20 protein-coding genes are annotated in these 24,994 nt (G+C 60.2%); 15 read left to right on the forward strand and 5 right to left on the reverse strand.

Annotation, left to right across the window (positions count from 1 at the left end; all coding sequences use genetic code 11):
* The 10 genes from LQ231_RS25580 to LQ231_RS25625 all read left to right on the forward strand — a co-directional run bounded on the left by LQ231_RS25580 (position 1) and on the right by LQ231_RS25625 (position 12,703).
* Positions 1-780 carry an SDR family oxidoreductase gene (locus LQ231_RS25580; protein ID WP_230174932.1) on the forward strand — a complete coding sequence of 260 codons (780 nt, stop codon included), beginning with the start codon at positions 1-3 and terminating at the stop codon, positions 778-780.
* 450 nt (positions 781-1,230) lie between these two features.
* Entirely contained in the window at positions 1,231-2,244 is a 1,014-nt protein-coding gene (locus tag LQ231_RS25585; RefSeq protein WP_113139729.1) for a substrate-binding domain-containing protein, read from the forward strand.
* Positions 2,245-2,319: 75 nt separating this feature from the next.
* Positions 2,320-3,858: a sugar ABC transporter ATP-binding protein gene (locus LQ231_RS25590; RefSeq protein WP_230174934.1), complete on the forward strand. Its 1,539-nt coding sequence runs from the start codon at positions 2,320-2,322 to the stop codon at positions 3,856-3,858.
* A 13-nt stretch (positions 3,859-3,871) separates the two neighbouring features.
* Positions 3,872-4,873: an ABC transporter permease gene (locus LQ231_RS25595; RefSeq protein WP_230174936.1), complete on the forward strand. Its 1,002-nt coding sequence runs from the start codon at positions 3,872-3,874 to the stop codon at positions 4,871-4,873.
* Between the two features lie 31 nt (positions 4,874-4,904).
* Positions 4,905-5,870: a sugar-binding transcriptional regulator gene (locus LQ231_RS25600; protein WP_230174937.1), complete on the forward strand. Its 966-nt coding sequence runs from the start codon at positions 4,905-4,907 to the stop codon at positions 5,868-5,870.
* A gap of 4 nt (positions 5,871-5,874) precedes the next feature.
* Positions 5,875-6,873 carry an aldo/keto reductase gene (locus tag LQ231_RS25605; protein WP_230174938.1) on the forward strand — a complete coding sequence of 333 codons (999 nt, stop codon included), beginning with the start codon at positions 5,875-5,877 and terminating at the stop codon, positions 6,871-6,873.
* A gap of 60 nt (positions 6,874-6,933) precedes the next feature.
* The gene (locus LQ231_RS25610) at positions 6,934-8,661 is read left to right on the forward strand and encodes a glycerol-3-phosphate dehydrogenase/oxidase (protein WP_230174939.1); all 1,728 of its coding nucleotides are present in this window, start codon (positions 6,934-6,936) and stop codon (positions 8,659-8,661) included.
* Positions 8,661-9,503: a class I fructose-bisphosphate aldolase gene (locus LQ231_RS25615; RefSeq protein ID WP_230175081.1), complete on the forward strand. Its 843-nt coding sequence runs from the start codon at positions 8,661-8,663 to the stop codon at positions 9,501-9,503. The genes LQ231_RS25610 and LQ231_RS25615 overlap by 1 nt, the downstream gene beginning before the upstream one ends.
* Positions 9,496-10,995: an FGGY-family carbohydrate kinase gene (locus LQ231_RS25620; protein ID WP_230174940.1), complete on the forward strand. Its 1,500-nt coding sequence runs from the start codon at positions 9,496-9,498 to the stop codon at positions 10,993-10,995. Before LQ231_RS25615 ends, LQ231_RS25620 begins: the two co-directional genes overlap by 8 nt.
* A 58-nt stretch (positions 10,996-11,053) precedes the next feature.
* Complete coding sequence (locus tag LQ231_RS25625) at positions 11,054-12,703, forward strand: GMC family oxidoreductase N-terminal domain-containing protein (protein ID WP_230174941.1); 1,650 nt, start codon at positions 11,054-11,056, stop codon at positions 12,701-12,703.
* A gap of 67 nt (positions 12,704-12,770) precedes the next feature.
* On the opposite strand, the gene LQ231_RS25630 is transcribed toward LQ231_RS25625, so the two are convergent.
* The 3 genes from LQ231_RS25630 to LQ231_RS25640 are packed head-to-tail and all read right to left on the reverse strand — an operon-like array spanning position 12,771 to position 16,740.
* Positions 12,771-13,703, reverse strand: coding sequence for an amino acid ABC transporter substrate-binding protein (locus LQ231_RS25630; RefSeq protein ID WP_113139724.1), 933 nt, complete (start codon positions 13,701-13,703; stop codon positions 12,771-12,773).
* A 13-nt stretch (positions 13,704-13,716) separates the two neighbouring features.
* A complete protein-coding gene (locus LQ231_RS25635) occupies positions 13,717-14,613 on the reverse strand; it encodes an amino acid ABC transporter substrate-binding protein (protein ID WP_230174942.1) in 897 nt (298 codons plus the stop codon).
* Between the two features lie 54 nt (positions 14,614-14,667).
* Entirely contained in the window at positions 14,668-16,740 is a 2,073-nt protein-coding gene (locus LQ231_RS25640) for an EAL domain-containing protein (RefSeq protein ID WP_230174944.1), read from the reverse strand.
* A 61-nt stretch (positions 16,741-16,801) separates the two neighbouring features.
* On the opposite strand from LQ231_RS25640, the gene LQ231_RS25645 reads away from it, so the two are divergent.
* The gene (locus LQ231_RS25645; RefSeq protein WP_230174946.1) at positions 16,802-17,122 is read left to right on the forward strand and encodes a hypothetical protein; all 321 of its coding nucleotides are present in this window, start codon (positions 16,802-16,804) and stop codon (positions 17,120-17,122) included.
* Between the two features lie 206 nt (positions 17,123-17,328).
* Here LQ231_RS25645 and LQ231_RS25650 read toward each other — a convergent pair whose 3' ends face one another.
* Positions 17,329-17,832 carry a cytochrome b/b6 domain-containing protein gene (locus LQ231_RS25650; protein ID WP_230174948.1) on the reverse strand — a complete coding sequence of 168 codons (504 nt, stop codon included), beginning with the start codon at positions 17,830-17,832 and terminating at the stop codon, positions 17,329-17,331.
* 210 nt (positions 17,833-18,042) lie between these two features.
* Between LQ231_RS25650 and coxB the strand changes: the two genes are divergently transcribed.
* Genes coxB through LQ231_RS25670 form a run of 4 tightly spaced genes read left to right on the forward strand, consistent with a single transcriptional unit; the run spans position 18,043 to position 22,575 of the window.
* A complete protein-coding gene (gene coxB, locus LQ231_RS25655) occupies positions 18,043-19,035 on the forward strand; it encodes a cytochrome c oxidase subunit II (RefSeq protein WP_230174950.1) in 993 nt (330 codons plus the stop codon).
* Positions 19,032-21,539, forward strand: a complete 2,508-nt coding sequence (gene ctaD / locus LQ231_RS25660; protein WP_230174953.1) for a cytochrome c oxidase subunit I — start codon at positions 19,032-19,034, stop codon at positions 21,537-21,539. The genes coxB and ctaD overlap by 4 nt, the downstream gene beginning before the upstream one ends.
* A complete protein-coding gene (locus LQ231_RS25665; protein WP_230174955.1) occupies positions 21,539-21,922 on the forward strand; it encodes a hypothetical protein in 384 nt (127 codons plus the stop codon). The genes ctaD and LQ231_RS25665 overlap by 1 nt, the downstream gene beginning before the upstream one ends.
* Positions 21,919-22,575, forward strand: coding sequence for a cytochrome c oxidase assembly protein (locus LQ231_RS25670; RefSeq protein ID WP_230174957.1), 657 nt, complete (start codon positions 21,919-21,921; stop codon positions 22,573-22,575). Before LQ231_RS25665 ends, LQ231_RS25670 begins: the two co-directional genes overlap by 4 nt.
* Here the strand turns inward: LQ231_RS25670 and LQ231_RS25675 are convergent.
* On the reverse strand, positions 22,559-24,835 hold the full coding sequence (locus LQ231_RS25675) for an FdhF/YdeP family oxidoreductase (protein WP_230175083.1): 2,277 nt from the start codon (positions 24,833-24,835) through the stop codon (positions 22,559-22,561). The genes LQ231_RS25670 and LQ231_RS25675 overlap by 17 nt on opposite strands.
* Between the last annotated feature and the right edge of the window lie 159 nt (positions 24,836-24,994).

Genomic DNA, 24,994 nt, shown 5'->3' on the forward strand with positions numbered 1-24,994 from the left:
ATGGGCGGCAGGCTCGACGGCAAGCGGATCATGATAACGGGTGCGGCCCAGGGCATCGGCCTTGCGATGGCAGAAGCATTCGCGCGCGAAGGGGCGGCCCTGCTGCTGATCGATCTTGATGGTGCGCTGCTGTCGACCGCGGTCGAGGCGTTGAAGGCCTCCGGAACCAAGGTCAGCCACGCGACTGCCAGCATTACCGATGCGGCAGCCATTGCTGAGGCGGTGTCCCAGGCAAAACACGAGATCGGCCAGATCAACGCGCTGGTCAACAATGCCGGCGTCAATGTCTTTGCCGAGCCGCTCGCTTCGACCGACGAGGAATGGGCACGCTGTTTCGACATCAATCTGAAAGGCGCCTGGAACTGCTGCCGCGCGGTGCTGCCGGGCATGATAGCTAGCGGCGGCGGCGTCATAGTCAATATTGCCTCAACCCATGCCTTCACCATCATCAAGCACACCTTTCCCTATCCTCTGGCCAAGCATGCGCTGCTGGGTATGACCAAATCGCTTGGCCTGGAATATGCCGCACAGGGCATTCGTGTGAATGCGCTTGCGCCGGGCTACGTCGCGACCCAGAAGGTCATCGACTACTGGAACAGCTTTCCCGACCCAGAGGCTGCCAAGGTCGACACTTTGAAACTCCATCCCGGTGGCCGCATCGCCTCACCCCAGGAGATTGCGATGGCAGCTGTGTTCATGGTTTCGGACGAATGTCCCTTCATGAACGCCACCTGCCTGACCATCGACGGGGGCCTGAGCATGCAGCAGCATCCGGCGTGAAACCGCTTCTCGGCAAAAGCTCAGACTTGCCAGGTCGGCAAGGTTGAAGAGAACCTCTTTCAGAGGTCCGGAGAGTCAACGTCGGTGCCAGCGACATTGGTGCTCAAGTTGGCAGCGTGGCTGTGGCCACCACTACGCCGGTCTGACTGATCTGGCTTCATCAAAGCGGCTTTTACGGACCGTGATCAAAGCTTGAACGACTGTACTGCGCTACCGCAAAGCCCTGATGCATCACCGCTGCGCAGGCCCCAGTCGCTGCAATCGAGACTTTCCTACGTGCTTTTCGCGCCGCAAGTCTCCCAGCGGCAACGAGATGAAATAAATTGCATCATCAAAAATATAATGCGGCCTAGTTGACGCTGGTCGATTTAGCAATTAAAGCTCTCGTCATGCAATAAATTCTGTATGAAGATATTTATTGCGCATCGTTGTCATCTCTGGGAGGGGAAAATGTTGAAGTCTCTGAAGGCCGCGACTGCCATCGGTTTGGTCGCAGCTGCCGTCACCGGCGGGTCTGTCGCGCCGGCGAATGCAGAAGGAAAATTCGCCTGCGAACCGGGCGAAACCTATGTGATGAACGTGATGGTCTCCGGCCATCCTTACTGGGTGCCCGTCTTCGAGGGCTTCAAGCAGGCCGCCAAGGCTCTCGGCTGCGAAGCTGCCTTCACCGGCACGCCGGACTATGACATTACCAAGCAGATCGCATCCTTCGAGCAGGAAGTGGTGAAAAAGCCGAAGGGCATCCTGCTGCATCCGATGCAGTCGGATCCGTTCATTGAGCCGATCAACCGGGCCATCGACTCCGGCATCTCGGTCACCACCTTTGCGGCAGACTCGCCGAAATCGAAGCGTACGGCCTACATAACTTCCGACAATGTCGCCGAGGCGAAGTTCGCAGCCGAGGAGATCGTAAAGGCGCTCGGCGGCAAGGGCGAATATGCGGTTCTCGAAAACCCGGGCCAGAGCAATCACGACCTGCGGGTGACCGCTCTCATCGACTACATGGAGCGCACCCATCCGGACATGAAGCTGGTCGGTCGCCAGGCAACCAACCAGGATTCCAACGCGGCCTACCAGGCGGTCGCTGCCATGCTGCAGGCCAATCCGAACCTCGGCGCGCTCTGGATCCCCGAAGCCGGTTCGGCCGAAGGTGCGGTCGCAGCCGTGCTCGAAGCAAAGAAGCAAGTGCTGATCCTGCATGCAGACATCACGCCCACCACGCTCGAACACATCAAGCAGGGCAATATCCACATGTCGATCAACCCCAACCAGGGCGTCCAAGGCTTCATGGGCTTCATGAATACCTTCCTCGGCGCCCATCCCGACCTGATCGATCCGTTCAACGACTATAAGGTATCGGGCTTCAACCCGATGCAGGTGCCGTCGATGGACAATGGCTTTGCGGTCATCACCAAGGCCAATGCCGCATCCTTCGATCTCAACGAATACATGAAGGGGCGCTGAGCGCCGACCTGCATGACCCCGGCGGCGCGTCACGCGGCGCCGGGGGAAGTCGAAGCGATGGAAGGGAGGGGTGTCATGGCCGAGGTCGTCCTCAGCATGACGGACGTGCACAAGTCGTTCGGACCGGTTCAGGCCCTGCGCGGCGCTCAGCTTGAATTGCGCCGGGGCGAGATCCATGCGCTGGCCGGTGAAAACGGTGCCGGCAAGTCGACACTGATGCATATCATCGACGGCATCCTGCAGCCCGACCGCGGAGAGATCCGTCTCGACGGTGCCCCCGTTCGCATCGCATCGCCGAATGCCGCCAACCGGCTTGGCATCGGCTTCGTGCATCAGGAGATCGCACTCTGCCCGGAGATTTCCGTCGCCGAAAACATGTTCATGGCCGAAACCGGCCGCAGCCGTACCCTTTTGATGGACTACCGTGCGCTCGTCGTCCGCGCCGGTGAGATCCTCAAAGAAATCGGCGATATCGATCCGAGACGCCGTGCCGGTGACCTCTCGATTTCGCAGCAGCAGATTGTCGAGATTGCGAAGGCACTGACGCTCGACTGCCGCATCCTGATCCTCGACGAGCCGACGGCGGCTCTCACTGAAACCGAAGCGCAGACTCTGTTCAAGATCATGCGTCGCCTCGTCGATCGCGGCATCGCGATCATCTACATTTCACACCGCATGGCGGAGATCTTCCAGCATTGCGACCGGATCACCATCATGCGCGACGGTTGCCACATCAAGACGGCAGACATCGCGTCGATCACCCCTGAAGATGTGGTCAACAGCATGGTCGGGCGCGTGCTCGACAAGCTCTATCCGCCCAAGCAGGCGCCTGAGGCTAAGTCGGACGACGTCATCCTCTCCGTGCGCAATCTGAACGAGGGCCGGAGGGTGTCCAATGTCAGTTTCGACCTACGCAAGGGCGAGATCCTGGGCCTGGCCGGCCTGATCGGGGCAGGGCGCAGCGAGATCGTGCGCGCCATCTGTAGGCTGGAAGGCAATGCCGAGGGGGAGGTGGCCTTGAAAGGCCGCAAACTCTCGTTGCGGGACTATCGCGACAGCATTCGCGAGGGACTGGTCTATGTCTCCGAGGATCGCAAGGGCGACGGCCTGTTTCTCAACATGTCAATCGCCGACAATGTCTCGGCGCTCGATCTCAAGCGCGTGGCCAATCCATTCGGCTTGATCAGCCGCCGACAGGAGACGGCGCGGGCGGAGCAGTATGGAACGCGACTGAGGCTGCGCTCCAATGGGGTGGGCGATGCCGTGAATACTTTGAGCGGCGGCAACCAGCAGAAGGTCGCGCTGGCGAAGATGTTGTCGGTCGAACCTGAGGTCGTCTTTCTCGACGAGCCGACCCGAGGGGTCGATGTCGGCGCCAAGGCAGAGATCCATCGCCAGATCCGGGATCTGGCCAATGAAGGCGTCGGCGTCATTGTCATCTCCTCCGAGCTCCCCGAACTGATCGGGGTCAGCGACCGGGTGCTGGTCGTGCGCGAGGGGCGCATCACCGGTGAGGTAACCGGCGCCGAGATGACCGAAGAACGGATCATGCAGCTTGCGTCGATCAGCAGTCAGTTGCCCCAGGACGATACCTCGCCCCTGGGTGAAGCATGAGGGAGTGGGAACAATGGTAACGATCGACACACAGCATCACGCAGGCTCGGCCGCCGAGCGCCGGGCCTATTGGTGGACACCCGCGATCAAGGCGCGCGAGACGGGCCTGATCGTGATCATCCTCACGCTGTTCACGGTAATGTCCCTCATCTCGCCCTACTTCCTCACGGTCGACAATCTCAGGGCAATGTCCATGGCCTTTGCCGTCGAGAGCATTGTCGTCGTCGGCATGACCATCCTCTTGATATCGGGCGGCATCGACCTGTCGGTCGGCTCGGTCACGGCGCTTGCCATGGTGGTCGCCGGCTGGCTCTTCCTGAACGGCATCGATCCTTGGGCAGCGGCGGCCGTCGCCATTGCCGTCACCACCTGCATCGGCATGTTCATGGGCTTTCTGACCACGGTTGTCGGCCTGCACCACTTCATCGTCTCGCTCGGCGTCATGGTGATTGCCCGCGGTGTCTGCCTTCTGGCGACGGGCGGGCGGCCGCTCGGGCTCTTTACCCTACCGCCGGAATTCAAGTTCATCGGCCAGGGCGCGATCTACGGCATCCCGCTCGTCCTGATCATCTTCGTGGTCGTCGTGGTTACCTTCGACTTCCTGCTGCGCCGGACCACGGCCTTCCGCAAGGTCTTCTACACCGGCAGCAATCCCAAGGCCGCCGCCTATTCCGGCATCCGCGTCGGCCGTGTCATCTTCGCCACCACCACGCTCTGCTCCGCCCTCTGCGGTGTGGCCGGCGTCATCTACATGGCCCGCTTTGGTTCCGCCCAACCCAGCTTCGGCGTCGGCATGGAACTGAACGTGATCGCGGCGGCCGTCATCGGCGGCGCCAGCCTCTCGGGCGGTGCCGGCACCATCTTCGGTGCTATCCTCGGCGCGGTCCTGCTTTCGGTGGTTTCAAGCTCGCTCGCCTTGCTCAACGTGTCGGTTTACTGGCAGGACATCATCAAGGGAAGCATTCTGCTCACCGCCGTGCTGTTCGACCATTACCTGGTCAAGCGTCGCCGCTGAGCACCCGAGAGCAAGGAGGAGACGATCCGTCATGGTGGACAACAGGGATGAATTCGATCAGCAGCGCCAGATGTATTCTGTTCTCGTCCTGCATTTCATCGAGGGGGTGAAGCAGTCGGAGATCGCCGAGAAGCTCAATCTCTCGCATACGAAGGTGAACCGCATGATCGCCGCCGGCCGCAAGGCGGGCATGGTCAAGATCAGCATCGCCAGCCCCTATCAGCGGCTGATGGATCTGGAAAACGACGTCACACAGCGCTTCGGCCTGAAGCAGTCGGTGGTGACGCCCACCGTGTCCGACAATCCGGAGACGACGCTGCAGATGGTCGGACGTGTCGCGGCCAACCATCTCCTCGAAACCCTTCGCGATGGCGACGTCATCGCCATCACCGGCGGCAAGGCGGTGAGTGCCGTGGTCGAAAACCTCGAGGCCGAGCGTCGTTTCGATGTCCGGGTCGTGCCGCTCACCGGCGGCGTGCAGGGCAAGCACTATACGGACGTCAACCATCTGGCGACGCAACTGGCTGACAAGCTCGGTGGCACGGCGCAACTCGTCCACGCACCTCTGTTTGCCGAGGACGGGCAGCAGCGCGACCTGTTGATGAATGTCGCCTCGATCCGCGAGGTCTTCGATCTGGCGCGCCAGGCGACGGTGGCGCTGGTCGGCATCGGGTCGGTCCAGGCGCCGGGTTCCGGCTACTACGACCTTTTGCCGGATCCGGCACGGGGCGGCCAGGCGCTGGTCGACGCAGGCATTGCCGGGGAGTTCCTTGCGCATCTGATCAAGGCTGACGGTTCGCTCGCCGAGATCGATCTCAATTCGCGGGTCGTTGCACTCGATCCGGCAGACCTCGTCAACTGCCCGACCATCATCGGCGTGGCGGCAGGCAGCCTGAAGGCAGGTCCGGTGGCAGCGACCCTTGCCGGGCGGTTTTTGACCTCGCTCGTGGTCGATGAAGAAATCGCCCGGGCACTTGTTACACTTGGGGAAGGATAATCCGGTGACGGACAAGGACATATTGACCCGGCCCATCGGCCGAAGCGGCATAGAGGCATCAGCCGTTGGGCTCGGAACCTGGGCGATCGGCGGCTGGATGTGGGGCGGCACCGACGAGAAGCAATCGATCGACGCCATCAGGGCCTCGGTGGAAGCCGGCATTTCGCTCATCGATACGGCGCCCGCCTATGGCATGGGCCTTGCCGAATTCATAGTCGGCAAGGCGATTGCAGGCCAGCGCGACAAGGTCATCCTCGTCTCCAAATGTGGTCTTGTCTGGCATGTAGCGGAGGGCACTTATTTCTTCCACCAGGACGGCAAGCCGGTTCATCGCTACCTCGGCCCGTCTTCCATCCGCCATGAGGTTGAGGAGAGCCTGCGCCGTCTCGGCACCGACTACATCGACCACTATGTCACCCATTGGCAGGATGCAACGACGCCGATTGCCGACACGGTCGGGGAACTGCTTCGGCTGAAGGACGAGGGCAAGATCCGCTCGATCGGCGCCAGCAACGTGTCTGAGGCAGATCTGGCCGCTTACCTCGCGACCGGTGCGCTCGATGCGATCCAGGAGGAATACTCCATGGTCAAGCGCGACATCGAGACGAGCTTCGTTCCAACCTGTATCGCAAACGACGTCTCCATTCTCAGCTACTCCTCGCTGGCGCTTGGACTGCTCTCCGGCAAGATCGGTCCGGACCGAGTCTTTGCCGCCGACGACCAGCGGCATGGCAATGCGCGCTTCAGCATGGGGAATCGCGAGAAGGTCGCGAGACTGATGGAAGTCATCCGCCCGATCGCGCACCATCACAACGCCTCGGTCGCCCAGGTGGTCATCGCCTGGACGGTGGCCCAGCCGGGCATCACTTTCTCGCTCTGCGGCGCACGCGACCCGGGCCAGGCAATCGAGAATGCGGGTGCTGCGCGCCTGCACCTCACCGAACATGACGTATCGACCATCACGGCCGGCATAAGAGAGCATCTGGTCGACCTCGACCGGTAAGCATCAACACCACAACAGCAGATTGGGACGTTGGCTTCAAAACCAGCGAACGGTACTTCCATGTCCACATTCCGCGAGGACGCGCTGAGGCGCATACGGCAAGACGGCGATTTTGATGTCGTCGTGGTCGGCGGCGGCATCAATGGCATTGCCGCCTATCGCGACCTGGCGCTGCAGGGATTGCGCGTGCTTCTGGTCGAGCGCGCCGATTTTGCCTCGGGCTGCAGCGCTGCCCCCTCGCGCATGATCCATGGTGGCCTGCGTTATCTCGAGAATGGCGAATTCAATCTCGTCCGGGAATCCCTGGCGGAGCGTGACGCCCTGCTGAGGCTCGCACCCCACATGGTCCACCCCCTGCCGACGACGATTCCTATCCACTCGATTTTCAGCGGCCTCTTCAACGCGGCTGCGACCTTCTTCGGCTCGGCTGGCAAGCCCTCGAGCCGCGGGGCGCTGGCGATCAAGGCGGGCCTCTCGCTCTATGATTTTGTCACGCGCAAAAACCGGCTTCTGCCGCGTCACGCGTTCCGCAATGCCCGCAGCACCCGGGCGCTTTGGCCGGCCCTGACGCCGCAAGTTCGCTATTCGGCCACCTATTACGACGCCTGGATCAGTCAGCCGGAACGCCTGGCGCTGGAACTTGTCCTCGATACGCGCCGCGACGCGCCCCAGGCGATCGCGCTAAACTATGCGAAACTGCTGCGGATCGGCGATGGCTACCAGCTCTCGGTGGAAGGCTCGAACGAACGCATCGTCGTCCGCCCTCGCATGGTCGTCAATGCCACGGGTGCCTGGATCGACGAGACGATCACGGCGCTCGGCGATGGCGCTGCACCTACCGAGAAGACCGTGACCGGTACAAAGGGCTCGCATATCATCTTGGCAAACGAGGCCCTTTACCGGGCCCTCAACGGCCACATGATTTTCTTCGAAAACACCGACAATCGCGTCTGCGTCCTCTTTCCCTACCTCGGCCGCGTGCTGGCCGGGTCGACGGATATCAAGGTCGATAAGCCGGGCCGGACGCGATGCGAGCCGGAGGAGCGCGACTACATCCTCGCCGCCATCCGCACCGTCTTTCCGGATCTCGCAGTCTTGGCCTCCGATATCGTCTTCAGCTTCAGCGGCATCCGTCCGCTGCCGCGCAGCGATGCGGAATTCACGGGTAAGATCTCGAGGAGCCATGTCATTCACCGGGTCGAAAGCGACCCGCCGCAGCTCTGCATGGTCGGTGGCAAGTGGACGACCTTCCGCGCCTTCGGCGAGCAGGTGACCGACGAGGTTCTCGCCTTCCTCGGCCGTCCCCGCATCGCGACGACGACCGACCGCCCGATCGGTGGCGGCCGGAACCATCCGGCGGATGGCGAGCGGCTGTCGGCGCTGCTCTCCCGCGAGTTTCCAATCGGCAAGGCCCGCGCCGATCATCTGGCATCGACCTATGGATCACGGGCCTTCGATCTCATGGCCTTCTGCCAGGCGCGCCCGGACGATGTGACCCTCTCTCGGTACAGTGCGATGACGCTTGCAGAAATTATCTGGCTCGTCCGGGGCGAAGACGTCCATCATCTAGCCGACATCGTTTTGAGGCGCACAAGCCTCGCGATCACCGGTCGGATCGATCTCGAAATTCTCGACACCCTGCTGACCGTGATGGCCCGCGAGCTCGCCTGGACGGGCGAACAGATGTTGGCGGAGCGGCGGCAACTCATCGATGAACTTGAGACCTATTACGGGGTCTCGGTCGCAATGCTTCAGGACAGATGCAAGGAAAAGGACAAGGCGTCATGATGCGAGTTTCCAAGAAGGCACGAATGAACAGGTTGTTTCGTCAAGGCGGCTGCCTCGACGTCGCCATCGATCACGGCGTCTGCAACGAGCCAAGCTTCCTCATCGGCCTGGAGGATATGGCGGGCGTAGTGGGCAAGCTTATCGAAGCCGGGCCTGACGCCATCCAGATGGCCTATGGCCAGGCGGATCTGCTGCAGGCGAGGCCCGAGCGCGACAAGCCGGCGCTCGTCATGCGCATTGACATGGGCAATCCCTACAACGCCACGCGCCACCGCAGCATGTGGTCGCAACTGCAGAACCATGACGAACCGATCATCGGCGCGCTGGAGATGGACGCGGCCTGCGTCGTCGTCAATCTCTTCATGCTGCCGGACGAGCCGGAGCTCTTCCGGCAATGTGTCGAGAACATCAGCCGCGTGCGCGCCGATTGCCATCGCTACGGCATGCCGCTGATGATCGAGCCGCTGGTGATGCTGCCCAATGACGTACGCGGCGGCTATCAGGTAGACGGCGATGCCGAAAAGATCGTCACGCTGGTCCGCCTTGCCTCCGAAATGGGTGCCGACATCATCAAGGCCGATCCGACCAGTGATCCCGCCGACTTCCACAAGGTGATCGAAGCCGCCCGTTGCCCGGTTCTGGTCCGTGGTGGCGGCCGCGAAGATCTGCGCGTCGTGCTTGCCAAATCAGCGGCTATGATGGCTCAAGGCGCAAACGGGATGGTCTATGGACGCAACATCTATCAGCATGACAATCCGAAGGCGGTCGTTAAGGCGCTGATGGCGATCATCCACCAGCGCGCCAGTGGCGAGGAAGCATGGGACATCTATAACCGTGGCTGAGAAAAACTACATTTTGGGCGTCGATGTCGGAAACACGGTCATCAAGGCCGTGCTTTTCGACACACAGGGCCACCAGATCGCACACTGCGCCATCGACGGGCAGTCGAGCTTTCCCGAACCCGGCCATGTCGAGCGTGACCTCTCCGAACTCTGGGAAAACGGCTGCGCGGCGATCCGTGAAGTCATCGCCACCTCCGGTGTCGATCCGACGCGGATACTTGGTATCGGTTGCGCGGGCCATGGCAACGGCCTCTACCTGCTGGATCGTGCCCTCCAACCGTTGAAGGGCATCCAGTCGCTCGACAGCCGGGCGGCCGATATCGCCGCAGAACTCGACCGCGAGAACGGGGACGCGCTCCAGGCGCGCTGTCTTCAGCGCCCCTGGCCATCGCAGACACCGAGCCTGCTGGCCTGGGTCAAGCGCCACGCACCGGAGACCTATGCCAAGATTGGCGCCGTCCTTTTCTGCAAGGACTTCATCAACTTCCGCCTGACGGACCGGCTGGCCAACGATATCTCCGACCTTAGTGGCGCTGGACTCCTTGCCATGCCGGGTTCCGAACTCGACGCGGCTTTGCTCGGCCTCTACCACCTTGAGGATGCCTTGGCCTTCTTTCCCGAGCGCGTGCAGTCGGCAGACATCGTCGGCCGGGTCACCGCTGCAGCCGCCAAGGCAACGGGTCTTGCAGAGGGCACGCCTGTGATAGGTGGCTATTTCGATGTCGTGTCGAGCGCCATGGGCTCCGGGGTCATCCATCCCGGCGAGGCCTCCGTCATCGCGGGAACCTGGAGCATCAACCAGGTTTTTGCCGACCGGCCCGTCATCAGCCCCGATGTCTTCATGGTCACGACCTTTGGGGAAGGTCGATACGTCAACATCGAGTCGAGCGCGACATCGGCTGCCAATCTCGAATGGTATGTGCACCGCATGCGCGGCGACCATGGCGGCAAGGCCTTCGATCGCTGCAATGAAGAGATTGGCAAGGTCTTAGCCCGTGCCGACGACCCCTTCTTCCATCCCTTCATCTTCGGCTCGCGCCTCGGTGCCGAGTTCCGCGGCGGTTTTTATGGGCTCGCCGGTTGGCATGGCGAGGGCCACATGCTCAGGGCACTTTTCGAAGGTGTCTGCTTCGAGCATCGACGGCATATCGAAGTGCTGCGCAATGCCGGACTGTCGGTCGACCGGGCAGTCATGTCCGGCGGCGGTTCGCGCAGTCCCCATTGGCCACAGATGATGGCTGACGTCTTGGAAATCCCGCTCACCGTCGCGGAGGCCCGCGAGACCGGCGCTCTGGGGGCGGCGATCGGCGCGACGGTCGCGATCGGCCTCTATGCTTCCTACGAAGAGGCCGTTGCCGCTATGACCCGGTCGGCCAGCGATTTCCGGCCGAATGTCGAATTGACGGAACATTTTCGCAAGCGATACGAAATCTATCTGGCCCTGACCGATCAGATGCGGGATTTCTGGAACACGCTCCGCCTGAAGCCCTAGGCCGAACTCAAATGCGGTCGAATATCGGCGATCGTGATCGCCAACAAAAGGACAGACCATGCTGGACAAGACACGGCTCGATGGCGACTACGACTATGTCATCGTCGGGGCAGGAACCGCAGGCTGCGTTCTCGCCGCCCGCCTGACGGAGGATCCGACAATCCGCGTGCTGCTGCTGGAGGCCGGTGGCTCCGACCTGTATCACTGGGTGCAGATCCCGGTCGGCTACCTCTATTGCATCGGCAATCCGCGCACCGACTGGATGATGCGCACGGCACCCGAAGAGGGTCTCAATGGCCGCAGCCTTGCCTATCCGCGCGGCAAGGTGCTCGGTGGCTGCACCTCGGTCAACGGCATGATCTACATGCGCGGCCAGGCGGCCGATTACGATGGCTGGCGCGACCTCGGCAATCCGGGCTGGGGCTGGTCGGATGTGCTGCCTTATTTTCGCAAGTCCGAGGACTATCACGGGCCGTCGGGTGAGATGCATGCAACTGGTGGTCCGTGGAAAGTCAGCCGCCAGCGCCTGAAATGGGATATCCTCAAGGCCGTTCAAGAAGGCGCGCGCGAATTCGGCATCGAGCCGCGCGCCGACTTCAACGACGGTGACAACGAGGGATCCGGCTTCTTCGACGTCAACCAGCACAAGGGCGTGCGCTGGAACACGGCGCGGGGCTTCCTGCGACCGGCGCTAAAACGCCCCAACCTGCGCCTTGTCCAGCATGCCCTGGTCGAACGCCTGACCTTCGAGGACAAACGCGTGACTGGAGTGAACTATCGCACGCCCGGAGGCTCATTTTCCGCGAAAGCATCAGGCGAAGTGATCCTCGCCGCTGGTGCTATCAACTCTCCCAAGCTGCTGGAGCTCTCGGGTATTGGCGATCCAGCACGCCTCAGCCCGCTCGGCATCGACGTCAGCCTGCCGAAACCGGGCGTGGGTGCAAATCTGCAGGATCATCTGCAGATTCGCACGGTCTTCAAGGTGAAGAACACGGTGACGCTGAACCAGCTTGCCAATTCCTGGCGCGGCAAGATGAAGATCGCTGCCGAATATGCGCTCTTCCGCTCTGGCCCTATGTCGATGGCACCCAGCCAGTTCGGCATGTTCACCCGGTCCAGCCCGGACGAAGACCGGCCCGACATCGAATATCACATCCAGCCGCTCTCCACCGACAAGCTCGGCGATCCGCTCCACCCGTTCCCGGCGATCACGGTCTCGGTCTGCCAGTTGCGCCCGACCAGCGCCGGTACCTGCCACATAACGGCGGCCGATCCGGCCCTGCAGCCGGAGATCCGTCCGAATTACCTCTCCACTGACCAGGATCGTTCCGTCGCGATCGCCGCTATCCGCCAGGCAAGACAGGTGATGTCGGCTGCCGCCCTTCGTCCCTTCCAGCCCGAGGAGATCCTGCCCGGCCGTGAGTTCGAGGACAACGAGGCCCTTCTGCGAAAGGCCGGCGACATCGCGACCACCATTTTCCACCCCGTCGGGACCTGCCGAATGGGGCCGGATCCAGATGCCGTGGTCGACCCCTCGCTGCGCGTAAAAGGCCTTCAGGGCCTGCGCGTCGTCGACGCTTCCATCATGCCCCGCATCGTCTCCGGCAACACCGCCTCGCCTGTGGTGATGATCGCCGAAAAGGCAGCCGATTTGATCCGGCACGCCAATAGGGGTTTTCTGCGTGACGGCACTCCCGGCGGGAATTGATCGGGCGCTAGCCGTGATATCCGCGCCGTTGCCTTATTGCCAATGTCGCTACGTCGATTACCTTGTGTCAGTCGGCGGGATCAACGGGATTTGCAAAGGCCGCGCGTATCTCAGCCGACATCGGAAGGCGCATGTTGATACCCATTGGCGGGACCGGTGCGTTGAACCATTTCTCATAGAGTTCTTCAATCTTGCCGCTGGCATAGATTTTCTTCAGTGCGGAATTCACGGAATTTCTGAACCCGGTATCGTCCAGCCGCACCATAAGACCGTAGGGTTCCGGCCATCCCAGCGCTTCGGTCGAAAGCGAGAATTGTTCTGGATCGGGCGATTTCGCCACCATGGCAGCGAGCAATATGCCGTCCATCACAAAGGCAGCTGCCCGACCTTCGCGCACCAACTGAAGAGCGTCCTTGTGGGTCTCGACCGGTACAACGGCGATATTGAGAGCCCGCTCCCGATTCATTGTGTTGAGCTGTCCGATATTGGTCGTCCCTGATGTGGCGGCGACCGTGTGGCCGGCGAGATCCGCAATGGTCTTCAGGTTGCTTTTTTTCAGCGAGACAAATTGGGTGCCGGTGACAAAATGCGGGTAGGAGAAACCGACGCTCTTGCGCCGCTCGGCGTTGTTCGTGCTGGCAACGCATTCGATATCGAAGTCGCCATTCCTCAGCATACTGACGCGGTTGCGCGGGTTTCGTTCGACATACTCGACCTTCACCGAAGCGAGCTTTAGACTGTCGCGTATGGTGGCGACCACTTCCAGACACAGTTCGGTCGAGTAGCCCGTGACGGTACCGTCGGGTTGGCGATAGGAGAAGGGAAAGTCCTCGGCGCTGTAGCCTATCCGGACCAACCCAGTTTCAGCAATTTTGCGGAGCGTCGGCGATGGCTCTTCGGCATGCCCTGCGGCTACCGTCATGAGCAGGGAGAGTACCGTGGTGGTGACACACAGAAGCTGTTTTGGCTTTTGTAAGTGTCGGGAAATTGACCGTATCATCTGTTCACCCTCCCTATTCCAGATAGTCCGTGGGCACGGCAAATGCCGCCTTTAGGGTCGGAGACATTGGCAAATTCAGGTTCATGCCGTCGGGTGGAATCGGCGATAAAAACCATTTGCTGTAGATAGCCTCGATCTCGAAACTTGTAAAAACTTGCTTCAGCGCCGTGTTGACGACCGTTCGAAACTCCTCGTCGCCATGTCGCATCAAAAGCCCGTAGGGTTCTGGAGGACTCAACATTTCTTCCGACAGCGCGAATTTCGACGGATCTGGCGCTTGCGCGATCATGGCGGCAAGCAGGATGCCATCCCATACGAAGGCGGAAGCACGCCCATCGGTTACGAGATCGAAGGCCTCCGAGTTGGTTTTAGTTGGTATCACGCCGATGTTAAGCTGTCTGACGCGGTTAATCGCGTTCAACTGGTCGATATTGACCGTGCCGGAGGCGGCAGCAACCGAGCGGCCGGCCAAGCCCTGAAGGTTGATGATGTCGTCCTGACGCCTTGTCATGAACTGGGTGGCCGTGGTGAAATGCGGATAGGAAAAGCCGACGATCTTTCGCCGCTCGGCATTGTTGGTGGTGGCCGCGCATTCGATGTCGATCTTGCCGCTTTTGACAAGTACGAAGCGCGTGGCAGATGTTGCCGCGACATAGTCAATGCTCAACTTGTCGAGCTTCAGGTACTGCCTCACGGCCTCCACCACGTGGTTACAGAGGTCCATCGAGAAGCCGATAATCTGGCCATCTGGTGTCTTATAGGAAAATGGCGGTTCGGCCTCTCGATAACCCACGGAGATAACGTGGGTTTCGGCAATTTTCTTCAGGGTGTTGTTCGTCTCTTGTGCCAATGCCGGGACCGATGGCGGGATCCACGCCAGAGAAAGCACTGCAATGGCCAATTTGTGCATGTCGTTTCTCCCGTTGGCGGTGCCGGGTTTCTTCCACCCAGGTAACCGAAGGCATCATTCAAATGCCGTTTTGGAATTTTCTGTCTGCGGACAAAGATCGATTTCGGCAATCGGTCGTGGTCTGGCGAAATAATAGCCCTGTGCATTGGTGCAACCTGCTGCCCTGAGGATCAGCAGTTGTTCTTCTGTTTCCACCCCCTCGGCCGTGATTTCCATATCCAGCTCACGTGCCAGATTGGTGATGGCGGCAACGATCGCCCTGGATGTCGGTTGGGTTGGCAGGTCAGCGACGAAGCCGCGGTCGATCTTGATTTTGCTGAAGGGCATTTCGGCGAGATAGCTCAGCGATGCATAGCCGGTGCCGAAATCGTCCAATACGACGGAAATGCCCATGGCGCCGATTGCCCGGAGTGCCTCACGGCTTTCGGCCCCGGCAAGCATCACCGTTTCGGTAACTTCGAGTTCCAGCCGCCCGGCGGGCAGACCGGAAGCAGTGATGGCTGCTCGAACCGTCTCGACAATTCCGCCATGGCGTAGCTGCACCGGCGAGAGGTTCACGGCAAGGCGCATCGCGTCCGGCCACGCGACGGCGTCTGTGCAGGCGCGTTCGAGTACCCAGGCTCCGAGAGCTACGATGCCGCCGGTTTCCTCGGCGAGTGGAATAAAGCGGTCTGGCGCTATCAGCCCGTGCTGGGGGTGCCTCCACCGCACCAGCGCTTCAAAGCCGCACACGTCCCCGGTGGCGATTTTGACGAAGGGCTGGTAATGCAGTTCAAACTCGCCACGCTGGAGTGCAAGCCTGAGGTCCATCTCCAGGGCATGCTGGTCCTGCACAACCATGTCCATGCCATGTTCGAAGACGACAAGGTTGCCCCGTCCTGCAGCCTTTGCTCGGTACAATGCAAGGTCGGCATTCTGAAGCAACTGTCCTGCGCTTGTGCCATGGGCCGGTGCGCAGGCCACGCCGATGCTTGTGCCAACGACCATCTCCTGGCCCTCCAGGATGAAGCCATTTGCGATCGTCTGGAGTAGACGCGTACCCAATGCGCGCGCTTCGTTGGTTGCGTCAGTGCGCACAAGTTGGATGATGGCAAATTCGTCGCCGCCGAGACGAGCTGCAAGGTCACCGTCATCAAGGACCTCGCGGATACGCTGGGCGCAGGTGATCAGCAACTGGTCGCCGCAACCATGGCCCAGGGTGTCGTTCACCACCTTGAAGCGATCGAGGTCTAGCAGAAGGATGTTGAAGCCGCCGGTGTTGCCTCCATCATCGAGCGCCTTTTCCAGCGTCTTCATCAAGAGGGCCCGGTTGGCCAATCCGGTCAAGGTGTCGTGATGAGCCATATGCTCAAGTTCAATGGCCATGTCGCGGATCTCCCGCAGCCCGGCGCGCTCGACCACCGCTTCGCGCAGTGCCTCGATAGCCCGCGCCATTTCGCCGATTTCGTCAGTGCGAAGCTGGAAGGGGGTGACCTTGTCTGTCACCTCAAGGGCAATTTGCCGTGTCGCCTGAACCAGCGCCGGAACCGGCTGGAAGAGGCGCCTGGCAAAAATGGTGGCGAGCAGTCCCGTGAGAAGCAGCAGCGTCAGCATCATGAGCAGCGAATTGCTGAGCAGTTCCTGCTGCGCGCGTTTCAGGATGGAGGCCTTTCCTATCGAGACAGCGACCGCACCCAGAATTACATTGTCTGGACTGACGATCGGCAAGACACCGACAAAATGGCTGTCACCTGCGATTGTGGCGAAGCCGGTTGAAACGTGCCCGGCCGAGGCATCGCCTGCAAACAGGAGCTCCTCGCTCGAGATCCACGACTCTTCGCTGGGCACAACGCCGGATGATGTCGCCACCTCAAAAAATCGCCCGGTTTCTGGATCGCGGCGGAACAGCCATGCGTCGTTCTTGGTCTGGGCGGCGACGAGTGCGAGCACGTCGGTCGGGGTAAACCCTGTGAAAAGAATGGAATCGTCATCGCCAATCGGCTGCGCGGTTACAATGCGTTCCACCTGACCGTCTGCGTGGGTCTTGATGATGACATAGGTGTAGACACCGCGCAGTGTGGAACTCGCGATCTGGACATTTATCCGCGCCTGGTTGTTCCATTGCTCCTTGGCGGCTTCGACGAACATGGACCAGCCGACCAGAGCGCCCAAGCTGTACGAAAGAAGGGCCACTCCAAGGAAAACGACAATGACCTTGGAGAGAAGCGATCGTTTCCAGGCCAAGGCCAGCACCAACATGGAGCGAAAGATCCGCAATGGGCGTCGTGTTTTACCGGCAGCAACGGAGGCTTGCGCTTGGCAGGCTTCATCGACCATCAGTCAAGGTTCCATCCAGATTAAACATAGCTCACGGGAAAGCGATTTTTGCCCAATGCAAACAATCTACATGCCATGTATTGAGGAAATAGCCTGCGATGCCGGACGCTGTGGAATTTGTAGCTTCTTCGTTTATACTCTCTTAAATTGTGCGGAGCATACGCTCATTCACGGCTGGATCGGTACGCGATGATAGAAGCGACAGTGTAGTCTGGCGGCGCCAGCGGCGGCACCCCCGGCCTGCCCACCCACATCGATCGCGCCAGCAATTGTCCGCTACGCTTCTTGGCCGGTCGACAGCAATTCACAGCTCGGAAACAAAAGGTATGCCGCTGGGAGCCACACCGCCAAATGAGCATCTCAAATGGGTCTCGGCGTGGCATGCTGCCTGACAGGACCTTATGACTTTTCCGGCGCAAACATGCGCATCATAACATCCGAGCGGCGGATGAGGTGCTGGAACAGGGCGCCGGCGATGTGGGCGGTGATGAGCCCCAGAAGCACGGCTTGCAGGTATTCATGGACCAACACCGCTAGTCGAAAATCGAAAAACCACCCGATCACGCCCGATACAGGCAGTGACAGGAGCATGGCATAGATCAACCCGTGGACGGATTCGGACAAAATTTTCAAAATGCGTGGCTCATCGCCAGGCGGTTGAGGGACGCCGCGGCGGTAGCGCAGATAGAGCCGGCATAACGCTAGTGCCAGGATCAGTACTCCTGAGGCTATATGCAGATAGGTCAGCAAGCCCGAGCCCTGAGAGGGTAAAGTTCCATCTAGATGGGCGTTCCAGGTGGCTTCAATTGCGTTGTGCGCGAGGAACTGGAAGGCCACCAGAATTACGACTGCCCAATGGAGGCTCACTTGTAATCGAGAATAGCCAGATACTTTTTCTGACATAGGCCTGCTCCAGGGTACTGCTCAAAGAATTACAATGTTTTCAGATGCGCGAGGTTCCACAGTTCGGCATTAACTGGCGACGGTCTGCAAAACTTCCGACCTTTGCCCCTACAGTATGACATTTGGTGCGCTAAATGGTCGGAGCAGTGATGGGAATAATTGTCGTGAAGGGGGCTGGCCATAGGACGTGGGCGCAACAGATTTGGCGGTATGATGTCGGCGCAATGGCGTAGCATGGCATTTTGCGCGGGGCTCTGTCCCGTGATTGCATCATGCTCCGGCGTGCAGTCCGCACTGGATCCCGCTGGGGAAGAGGCCAAAAGCGTGGCAACGCTATTTTGGGCAATGACCATTGGTGGTCTCATCATATGGGCCATCGTTGTCGCCATTTCTCAATATGCCGCACGATGGAAGCGTGGGACCATATCAGAGAAGGCGGCCGGCCAGGTCATCCTGTTGGGCGGGGTGGTTTTCCCCATCGTCGTTCTGACGGCGCTCCTGGTTTACGCCCTTTGGCTGATGCCATTTCTGCGTCCCTTTGCGAAATCCGGAGAGGCAAGCACGCGCATCGAGGTCGTCGGAAACCAGTTCTGGTGGCATGTCGTTTATCTCCGCGCCGACGGCAGCAAAGTCGTCTCGGCAAATGAGATCCGTTTGCCTGTCGGCGAGCGGGTTGAGTTTTCCCTCACCAGCTCGGACATGATCCATTCCTTCTGGATTCCCGCACTTGGCGGAAAGATGGACCTTATCCCAGGACGTATCAACCGCCTGTCGCTGCTGGCCCAGCGAAAGGGCACCTATCGCGGCCAGTGTGCCGAGTTCTGCGGCACCTCTCATGCATTTATGGCTTTCCCCGCAGTCGTGATGGGGCCGGTTGAGTTCGAGGCATGGCTTGAACAACGAAGCGTTCCGGCAGCAACAGACCCGACGAATGCCGGCCATGCTGTGTTCTTTCGCGAAAAATGCGGCGAATGCCATAGCGTCGCTGGCACCGCGGCGAAAGGTTCTGCCGGCCCCGACCTTTCGCATGTGGGATCACGTCTCACTCTCGCCGCTGGCCGGATGGAAAATAGCGAAACCAACATGGCACGCTTCATCGCTGATCCCGGGTCGATCAAACCGGGCAGCCAGATGCCAGGTTATCAAAACCTATCTGAGGAGGATTTGTCCGCGGTGGTCAAATGGCTGAAAGGATTGCAATGAGCGACGACCCGATCCAGGAGGAAGACGCATCCGCCGAGGAAAAACAGCTCCGGGCGGTATGGGCAAATCCGCCGGGATGGCGCTACTGGACGTCGGTCAACAATACCGAAGTCGGCCTCTGGTACGGCTCGACCGCTTTTGCGTTCATGCTGTTTGCCGGGCTGCTTGGCTTGCTCGTCCGCGCCCAGCTCGCTGTACCGGAAAACGACCTGCTTTCGGCTGAATTCTACAACCAGGTCTACACTTTGCACGGAACCGTCATGATGTTCCTGTTCGCCGTGCCGATCTTCGAGGCGGTGGCGATCTTCCTTTTGCCCTCAATGCTGGGCGCACGCGAACTGCCCTTTCCAAGGCTCGGCGCCTTCGGTTTCTGGAGCTTCCTGATCGGCGGCGTCTTCGTCTGCGGTTCGATCTTCTTTAACGCTGCGCCGAATGCCGGCTGGTTCATGTATCCGCCGCTCGCAACCAGCGAGCAGGCAGGAATCGGTGCTGATATCTGGCTGCTTGGACTTTCCTTCATCGAGGTCGCCTCGCTTGCGGCGGCAGTCGAACTGATCGTCGGCATCATGAAGTGCCGGGCGCCGGGCATGCGCGTGAACATCATGCCGCTGTTTGGCTGGTATCTGTTGATCGTCGGTGGGATGATCCTGTTTGCATTTCCACCGCTGATCGCCGGCGACCTCCTGTTTGAAATGCAGCGCATGTTCGATTGGCCGTTCTTTGATCCGGAGCGCGGTGGCGACCCCCTGTTGTGGCAGCATTTGTTCTGGATTTTCGGGCATCCGGAAGTCTACATCATCTTCCTGCCAGCAATTGCGCTGCTGGCGATGATTGTGCCGACCTTTGCCGGCCGGCCCATTGTAGGCTATTCCTGGATCGTGTTAGCCGCCGTGGGTACCGGCTTTCTCTCCTTTGGACTATGGGTGCACCATATGTTCGCCACGGGCCTGCCGCAGATCTCGCTTGCCTTCTTTTCAGCAGCATCCGAGGCGGTCGCCATTCCAACCGGCGTGCAGATCTTCGTCTTCATCGCCACCATGCTGGCCGGCCGGGTGATTTTTTCGATCCCCATGCTTTTTGCCATGGGTGGAATCGCTATCTTCGTCATGGGCGGCCTGACAGGCGTGATGGTAGCGCTGGTGCCTTTTGACTGGCAGGCGCACGACACTTATTTCATCGTCGCCCACCTGCATTATGTGCTAATCGGCGGCATGCTGTTTCCGGTCTTTGCCGGCCTCTATTATTACTATCCGCTGATCGATGGAAAACACATGTCGGAGCGGGTGGGCCGCTTTGCCTTCTGGATGATGTTCGTCGGCTTCAACATCACTTTCTTCCCTATGCACATAGCGGGTCTGCGCGGCATGCCGCGGCGGGTATTCACATATCCCGAAGGCCTCGGCTGGGATTGGCTGAACCTGATGTCCACGATGGGAGCGGTGGTGCTCGGTATCGGCATGTTCGCCGTCGTCGTCGACGTCACCCTGCATCGTCGCCGCCAGCCGCGTGGTGAGGTCAATCCTTGGAACGCGGGCACTCTCGAATGGATCAGCGAGCCCGAGGAAAAATGGGGCATGCGCTCCATCCCCCGGATCAAAAGCCGTTATCCGTTGTGGGACGAGAAAGGTCTGGCCGAAGAAGTCAAGCGTGGCGACTGGTATCTGCCGGACGCCAAGGAAGGGCATCGAGAAACGTTGGTTACCTCCGTACTCGATGCCGAACCGGAACAGGTCCTTCGCGTCGGCGGGACATCGTATATTACCATCATCAGCGCGGTCACTTTGGGCACAGTCTTCGTCGCGCTGACCTTCAAGTGGTGGGTTCTCTCAGCCTTTTCCGGTGTCGCCTTCCTGGCGGCGATACTTTGGTGGCTCTGGACTGGCACTGGCCACATCCCTGAAAAGGCGGAAAAGAATGTTGGCCGAGGGCTTACCCTTCCACTCTATGCGTCCGGCGTAAAGTCGGTCGGCTGGTGGGGCATGTTCATCACCATGGTCGGAGACGGAACCGCCTTCGCCAGTCTGATCTTCGGCTACTTCTTTTTCTGGACGATTAATCAGGATTTCACCGGCGGCTTGCGCGGCCCCGGTGTGTTTTGGCCGATGGCAGCACTTGGCCTCTACGCGACGGCGTGGGCAGCAACGGTCGGCGCAAGGGAGGTCAACCGGCGTGGCCATGTTGGGCTGGCGCGGTCGCTGATCGTGATCGGGGCGCTGCTGGCCTCGGTCGGTTGCGTTGCTGCCCTCGCAGGCCCCTGGACGACCGGTATGGACCCGACCGACCATGTCTATCCGGCAATCGTCTGGATCCTGGTCATCTGGACTGTGGCTCATGGTGTGGTCGGCGTGATCATGCAGCTCTATTGTCTTGCGCGAAGCCTCACCGGTCGCATGACATCCCGGCACGACATGGAAATTTGCAATGTCGCGCTTTATTGGCATTTTATGCTTGTCACGGCCGTCACCACCTTCGCCGTCGTCGGCCTTTTCCCGGAGGCGCTGTGATGTGGCATCTTCTGCCGCGCGAGGTCGAATCCCTCTGGACGCTCTTCACGGCGCCCGTCATCTGGGCGCTGCATTTCCTGTTCTGCTATGTCGGGGCCGCGATCTTCTGCGAGAAGCCCGATTTTCTCGGACTGGACTTCAACAATCTCAGGATAGCAATCGGCGTTTTGACCGTTGCTGCACTCATCCTGATCGTAGTCTCGGCCACACTGGCCTGGCGCCAGTGGAATTTTGGCACCGATGATCCACCGCATGACGACCCGAGCCGGAAGGACCGGCTGCTGTTCCAGGGCTATGCAACGCTTTTGCTGTCCGGGCTCAGCTTCGTTGCAGTGACGTTCTCCGCATTGCCGGCGCTGTTCATCACGGAGTGCATCAGATGAGCCGCATCGCGCTGCCGGCAGGCCTGCTGCTGTTGGCCGTCGTCTGGCTCGGCCCCTTGCTGGACAGATGGCGAGATTCGTTTTCGGCGCATATGGTGGCGCATATGGGGGTTGTCGGCGTCGCCGCGCCGCTGATCGCCATAGGTCTGGCTCGGAACGGGAGGCCACGGACACCCATGCCCGTCGCGCTGCCGGTGGCTGCATCCATGCTGGAGCTTTTCACCGTCTGGGGCTGGCATGCACCGGCCATGCGACGCATAGCGGAGGCGTCTGTGCCGGCGACCGTGATCGAGCAAGCGAGCTTTCTGCTGGCAGGCGTTCTGCTGTGGTGGGCCAGTCTGGCGCAGCCTGGCAACAAGATCCATGCAGCAATTGGCGCGGGCGCGTTGCTCTTGACCTCGATCCACATGACCCTGCTCGGCGCGCTCCTGTCGCTCAGCCAGCGGCCGCTCTACGGCGAGGGCGAAGTGACTTGCTTCGGGGTGGTTTTGGGCGCCCAGGAAGATCAGCAGCTTGGTGGCATCATCATGCTGCTGGTCGGCGCCATCGTATATCTGGCCGGCGGGGTGTGGCTGGCGCAGCGCCTTGTGGAAGAGCCGCCTGCGACACCCACTGCGGACACGAGGGCTCGGATCGTCAAGTCTCGATCGTGACGGGAATGGCTTTCGATGCCGGCGTTTTCGACAGTTCATCGAAGTGATCGATGGCGTTGAGAACGTTGGCTTCTGGATAGTAGGTGCCGATCGTACCTCTGGGCAAGTTGTGCATCCGAACCGCCAAGCCTGCCAGCGCACGTCGAACGCCATCGCCGAAATCGCTGACGAGGGTGACGACCTGGCCTTCCTCAAGACCCTCGGCGCGCATGTCCGTCTCGCTCATCAGCACGACGTCGCGCGTTCCCTCAATACCTCGAAAGCGGTCTGAATAGCCGTAGATCGTCGTGTTAAATTGATCGTTGGACCGCAGCGTCACCAATCGATACCGCCCTTCTGCATCGGCAAATGACAGGGCGTTCAACTGGGACGGCGTGGTGAACACGGCCTTTTTCTCTGGCGTGTTCCAGATGCGGCTTCGGGCATCATTGCCGCGATAGAAACCGCCCGGCTCGAACATGCGGGCATTATAGTCCTTGAAGTCGTCTGGATAGGTGTATTCGATCAGGTCTCGAACGAGGCGGTAGTCCGCCGTCCATTCCTGCCATCGCAGCTTGGGATTTGGGTCGAGCGTTGCCATGGCTATGCCCGAAATGATGGCAAGTTCGCTTTTCAGGTGCGGGGACGCAGGGCGGCGCTTTCCGATCGAACCCGAGATATGGGAGAAGCTGTCTTCCGAGGTGACCGCCTGCACACCCGATGCCTGGACATCCTCCTCGAGCCGCGACAGGCAGGGCAGGATATAGGCGTGTTTGCCGGGGAAAAGATGGCTGCGATTGAGCTTGGTGGAAATCAGTACCGTCAGATCCTGCCCAGCCCAGACGCGCTCCATCTCCATCTGATCCGGTACGGCGCGCAGCAGATTGCCGCCCAGCGATATGGTGGCTTTAATTCTGCCGTTCATCAATCCTTTCACCGCATCGACAATCGTCGTGCCATCCTGCGTGGGCGGATCGAAGTCGAACAGTTGCCGGAGCTTGTCCAGGGGAACGAGTTCCGTCTTCTCGGCGATCCCAACGGTACGCTGGCCCTGGACATTCGAATGCCCGCGAACGGGACAGCAACCGGCCCCCGCGCGGCCGATATTGCCGCGCAGAAGCAGCAGGTTGACGAGCATGCCAATATTGAGGGAGCCTTGAACATGCTGTGTCAACCCCATGCCGTAAACCGCGATCACGCGCTCCGAGGTGACGTAGATTTCTCCGGCTCGGCGAAGGGCGCTTTCCGCCAGACCGCTCTCGCGCTCGATCTCGCTCCACGGCGTCGCCCTGACGAGTTCGATGAAACGGTCAAAACCCTTGGTATGTTTTGTGATGAAATCAACATCCAGAACCCGCTTGTCTGTACGGGCAATTGCCGCGTCGTCGGCTTCGATGACCACCTTGCAGAGCCCCAAAATCGCCGCGATGTCGCCACCGGACTGCACCTGAAGGTATTCATCCGATATCTTCGTCTCGTGGCCGGTCAGCATGTCCACAGGGTTCTGCGGATTGACGAATGAAACGAGTCCCTGTTCGACAACCGGATTGAAGGTTACGATCCGGGAGCCGCGGTTTTTGGCATCCTGAAGAGGATGCAAAAAGCGGGGACTGTTTGAACCGGGGTTCTGGCCAAAGAAGAAGAAGGCGTCTGCCTGTTCGAGGTCGTCCCATGTGACGGTGCCGACAGGCGAGCCGATCACCTTCGTGAGGCCCACCGACGTCGTCTCGTGGCACATGTTCGAACTCTGCGGCAGGTTGTTGTTGCCATAGGCACGCGCCAGCAACGCATAAAGATAAGATGCCTCGAGGCCCGCATGACCTGACGCGTAGAAGACGACACTCTCACGGGGGAGTGACTTTAACACATTTCCAATCCCCTCGAACGCTTCGTCCCAGGTGACTTCCACATATCGATCGGCATTGGCGTCATAGCGCATCGGATGCGTCAGTCGCCCCGTCTGCTCCAGATCGTAGTCTTTCCATTCTCTTAGCTCACCGACTGCGTGGTCATTCCAGAAATCCGGGGTGCAGCGCGCACTCGTCAGGTCTGATATCGTTGCTTTCGCGCCATTTTCGCAAAATTCAAAGGGATGATAGTTGGCAGGTTTTGGCCACGCGCAAGAGACGCACATGACACCGCCTGGCTTGTTTTGCCGCAACAGGGTGTGAAGCGCGGATGCTGGAGGATGGTTGTCACGATAGATACGCGCGATGGATTTGAGCGACCCCCAACCACCTGCCGGGCCTTTGGATTCAGGGTTTTGTATGGTGTCAGCCATCATTGTCACTTTCTGTGGAGGGCCGCCAGCCGCTTTGCTTGCGTCGGCCTTTCCATCGACTTCCAATCAGTTGAACAGCGCTGCTTCGAATGAAGAATTGGCAACGGAAACAAGCAAAATGCCGGTCGCCAGCGATAGTTCCCAGGTACTGCGCTGGAG

Origin of the sequence: Rhizobium sp. CECT 9324, from assembly GCF_918741265.1 — a bacterium.
Lineage (GTDB): Bacteria > Pseudomonadota > Alphaproteobacteria > Rhizobiales > Rhizobiaceae > Allorhizobium.

What these genes read in the sequence shown, in the direction of transcription:
- LQ231_RS25580 (WP_230174932.1), top strand. Translation starts at nt 1, where the DNA reads ATGGGCGGCAGGCTCGACGGCAAGCGGATCATGATAACGGGTGCGGCC.
- LQ231_RS25585 (WP_113139729.1), top strand. Translation starts at nt 1,231, where the DNA reads ATGTTGAAGTCTCTGAAGGCCGCGACTGCCATCGGTTTGGTCGCAGCT.
- LQ231_RS25590 (WP_230174934.1), top strand. Translation starts at nt 2,320, where the DNA reads ATGGCCGAGGTCGTCCTCAGCATGACGGACGTGCACAAGTCGTTCGGA.
- LQ231_RS25595 (WP_230174936.1), top strand. Translation starts at nt 3,872, where the DNA reads ATGGTAACGATCGACACACAGCATCACGCAGGCTCGGCCGCCGAGCGC.
- LQ231_RS25600 (WP_230174937.1), top strand. Translation starts at nt 4,905, where the DNA reads ATGGTGGACAACAGGGATGAATTCGATCAGCAGCGCCAGATGTATTCT.
- LQ231_RS25610 (WP_230174939.1), top strand. Translation starts at nt 6,934, where the DNA reads ATGTCCACATTCCGCGAGGACGCGCTGAGGCGCATACGGCAAGACGGC.
- LQ231_RS25615 (WP_230175081.1), top strand. Translation starts at nt 8,661, where the DNA reads ATGCGAGTTTCCAAGAAGGCACGAATGAACAGGTTGTTTCGTCAAGGC.
- LQ231_RS25625 (WP_230174941.1), top strand. Translation starts at nt 11,054, where the DNA reads ATGCTGGACAAGACACGGCTCGATGGCGACTACGACTATGTCATCGTC.
- LQ231_RS25630 (WP_113139724.1), bottom strand. Translation starts at nt 13,703, where the DNA reads ATGATACGGTCAATTTCCCGACACTTACAAAAGCCAAAACAGCTTCTG.
- LQ231_RS25635 (WP_230174942.1), bottom strand. Translation starts at nt 14,613, where the DNA reads ATGCACAAATTGGCCATTGCAGTGCTTTCTCTGGCGTGGATCCCGCCA.
- LQ231_RS25640 (WP_230174944.1), bottom strand. Translation starts at nt 16,740, where the DNA reads ATGTTCGTCGAAGCCGCCAAGGAGCAATGGAACAACCAGGCGCGGATA.
- LQ231_RS25645 (WP_230174946.1), top strand. Translation starts at nt 16,802, where the DNA reads ATGACCTTGGAGAGAAGCGATCGTTTCCAGGCCAAGGCCAGCACCAAC.
- LQ231_RS25650 (WP_230174948.1), bottom strand. Translation starts at nt 17,832, where the DNA reads ATGTCAGAAAAAGTATCTGGCTATTCTCGATTACAAGTGAGCCTCCAT.
- coxB (WP_230174950.1), top strand. Translation starts at nt 18,043, where the DNA reads ATGATGTCGGCGCAATGGCGTAGCATGGCATTTTGCGCGGGGCTCTGT.
- ctaD (WP_230174953.1), top strand. Translation starts at nt 19,032, where the DNA reads ATGAGCGACGACCCGATCCAGGAGGAAGACGCATCCGCCGAGGAAAAA.
- LQ231_RS25665 (WP_230174955.1), top strand. Translation starts at nt 21,539, where the DNA reads ATGTGGCATCTTCTGCCGCGCGAGGTCGAATCCCTCTGGACGCTCTTC.
- LQ231_RS25670 (WP_230174957.1), top strand. Translation starts at nt 21,919, where the DNA reads ATGAGCCGCATCGCGCTGCCGGCAGGCCTGCTGCTGTTGGCCGTCGTC.
- LQ231_RS25675 (WP_230175083.1), bottom strand. Translation starts at nt 24,835, where the DNA reads ATGGCTGACACCATACAAAACCCTGAATCCAAAGGCCCGGCAGGTGGT.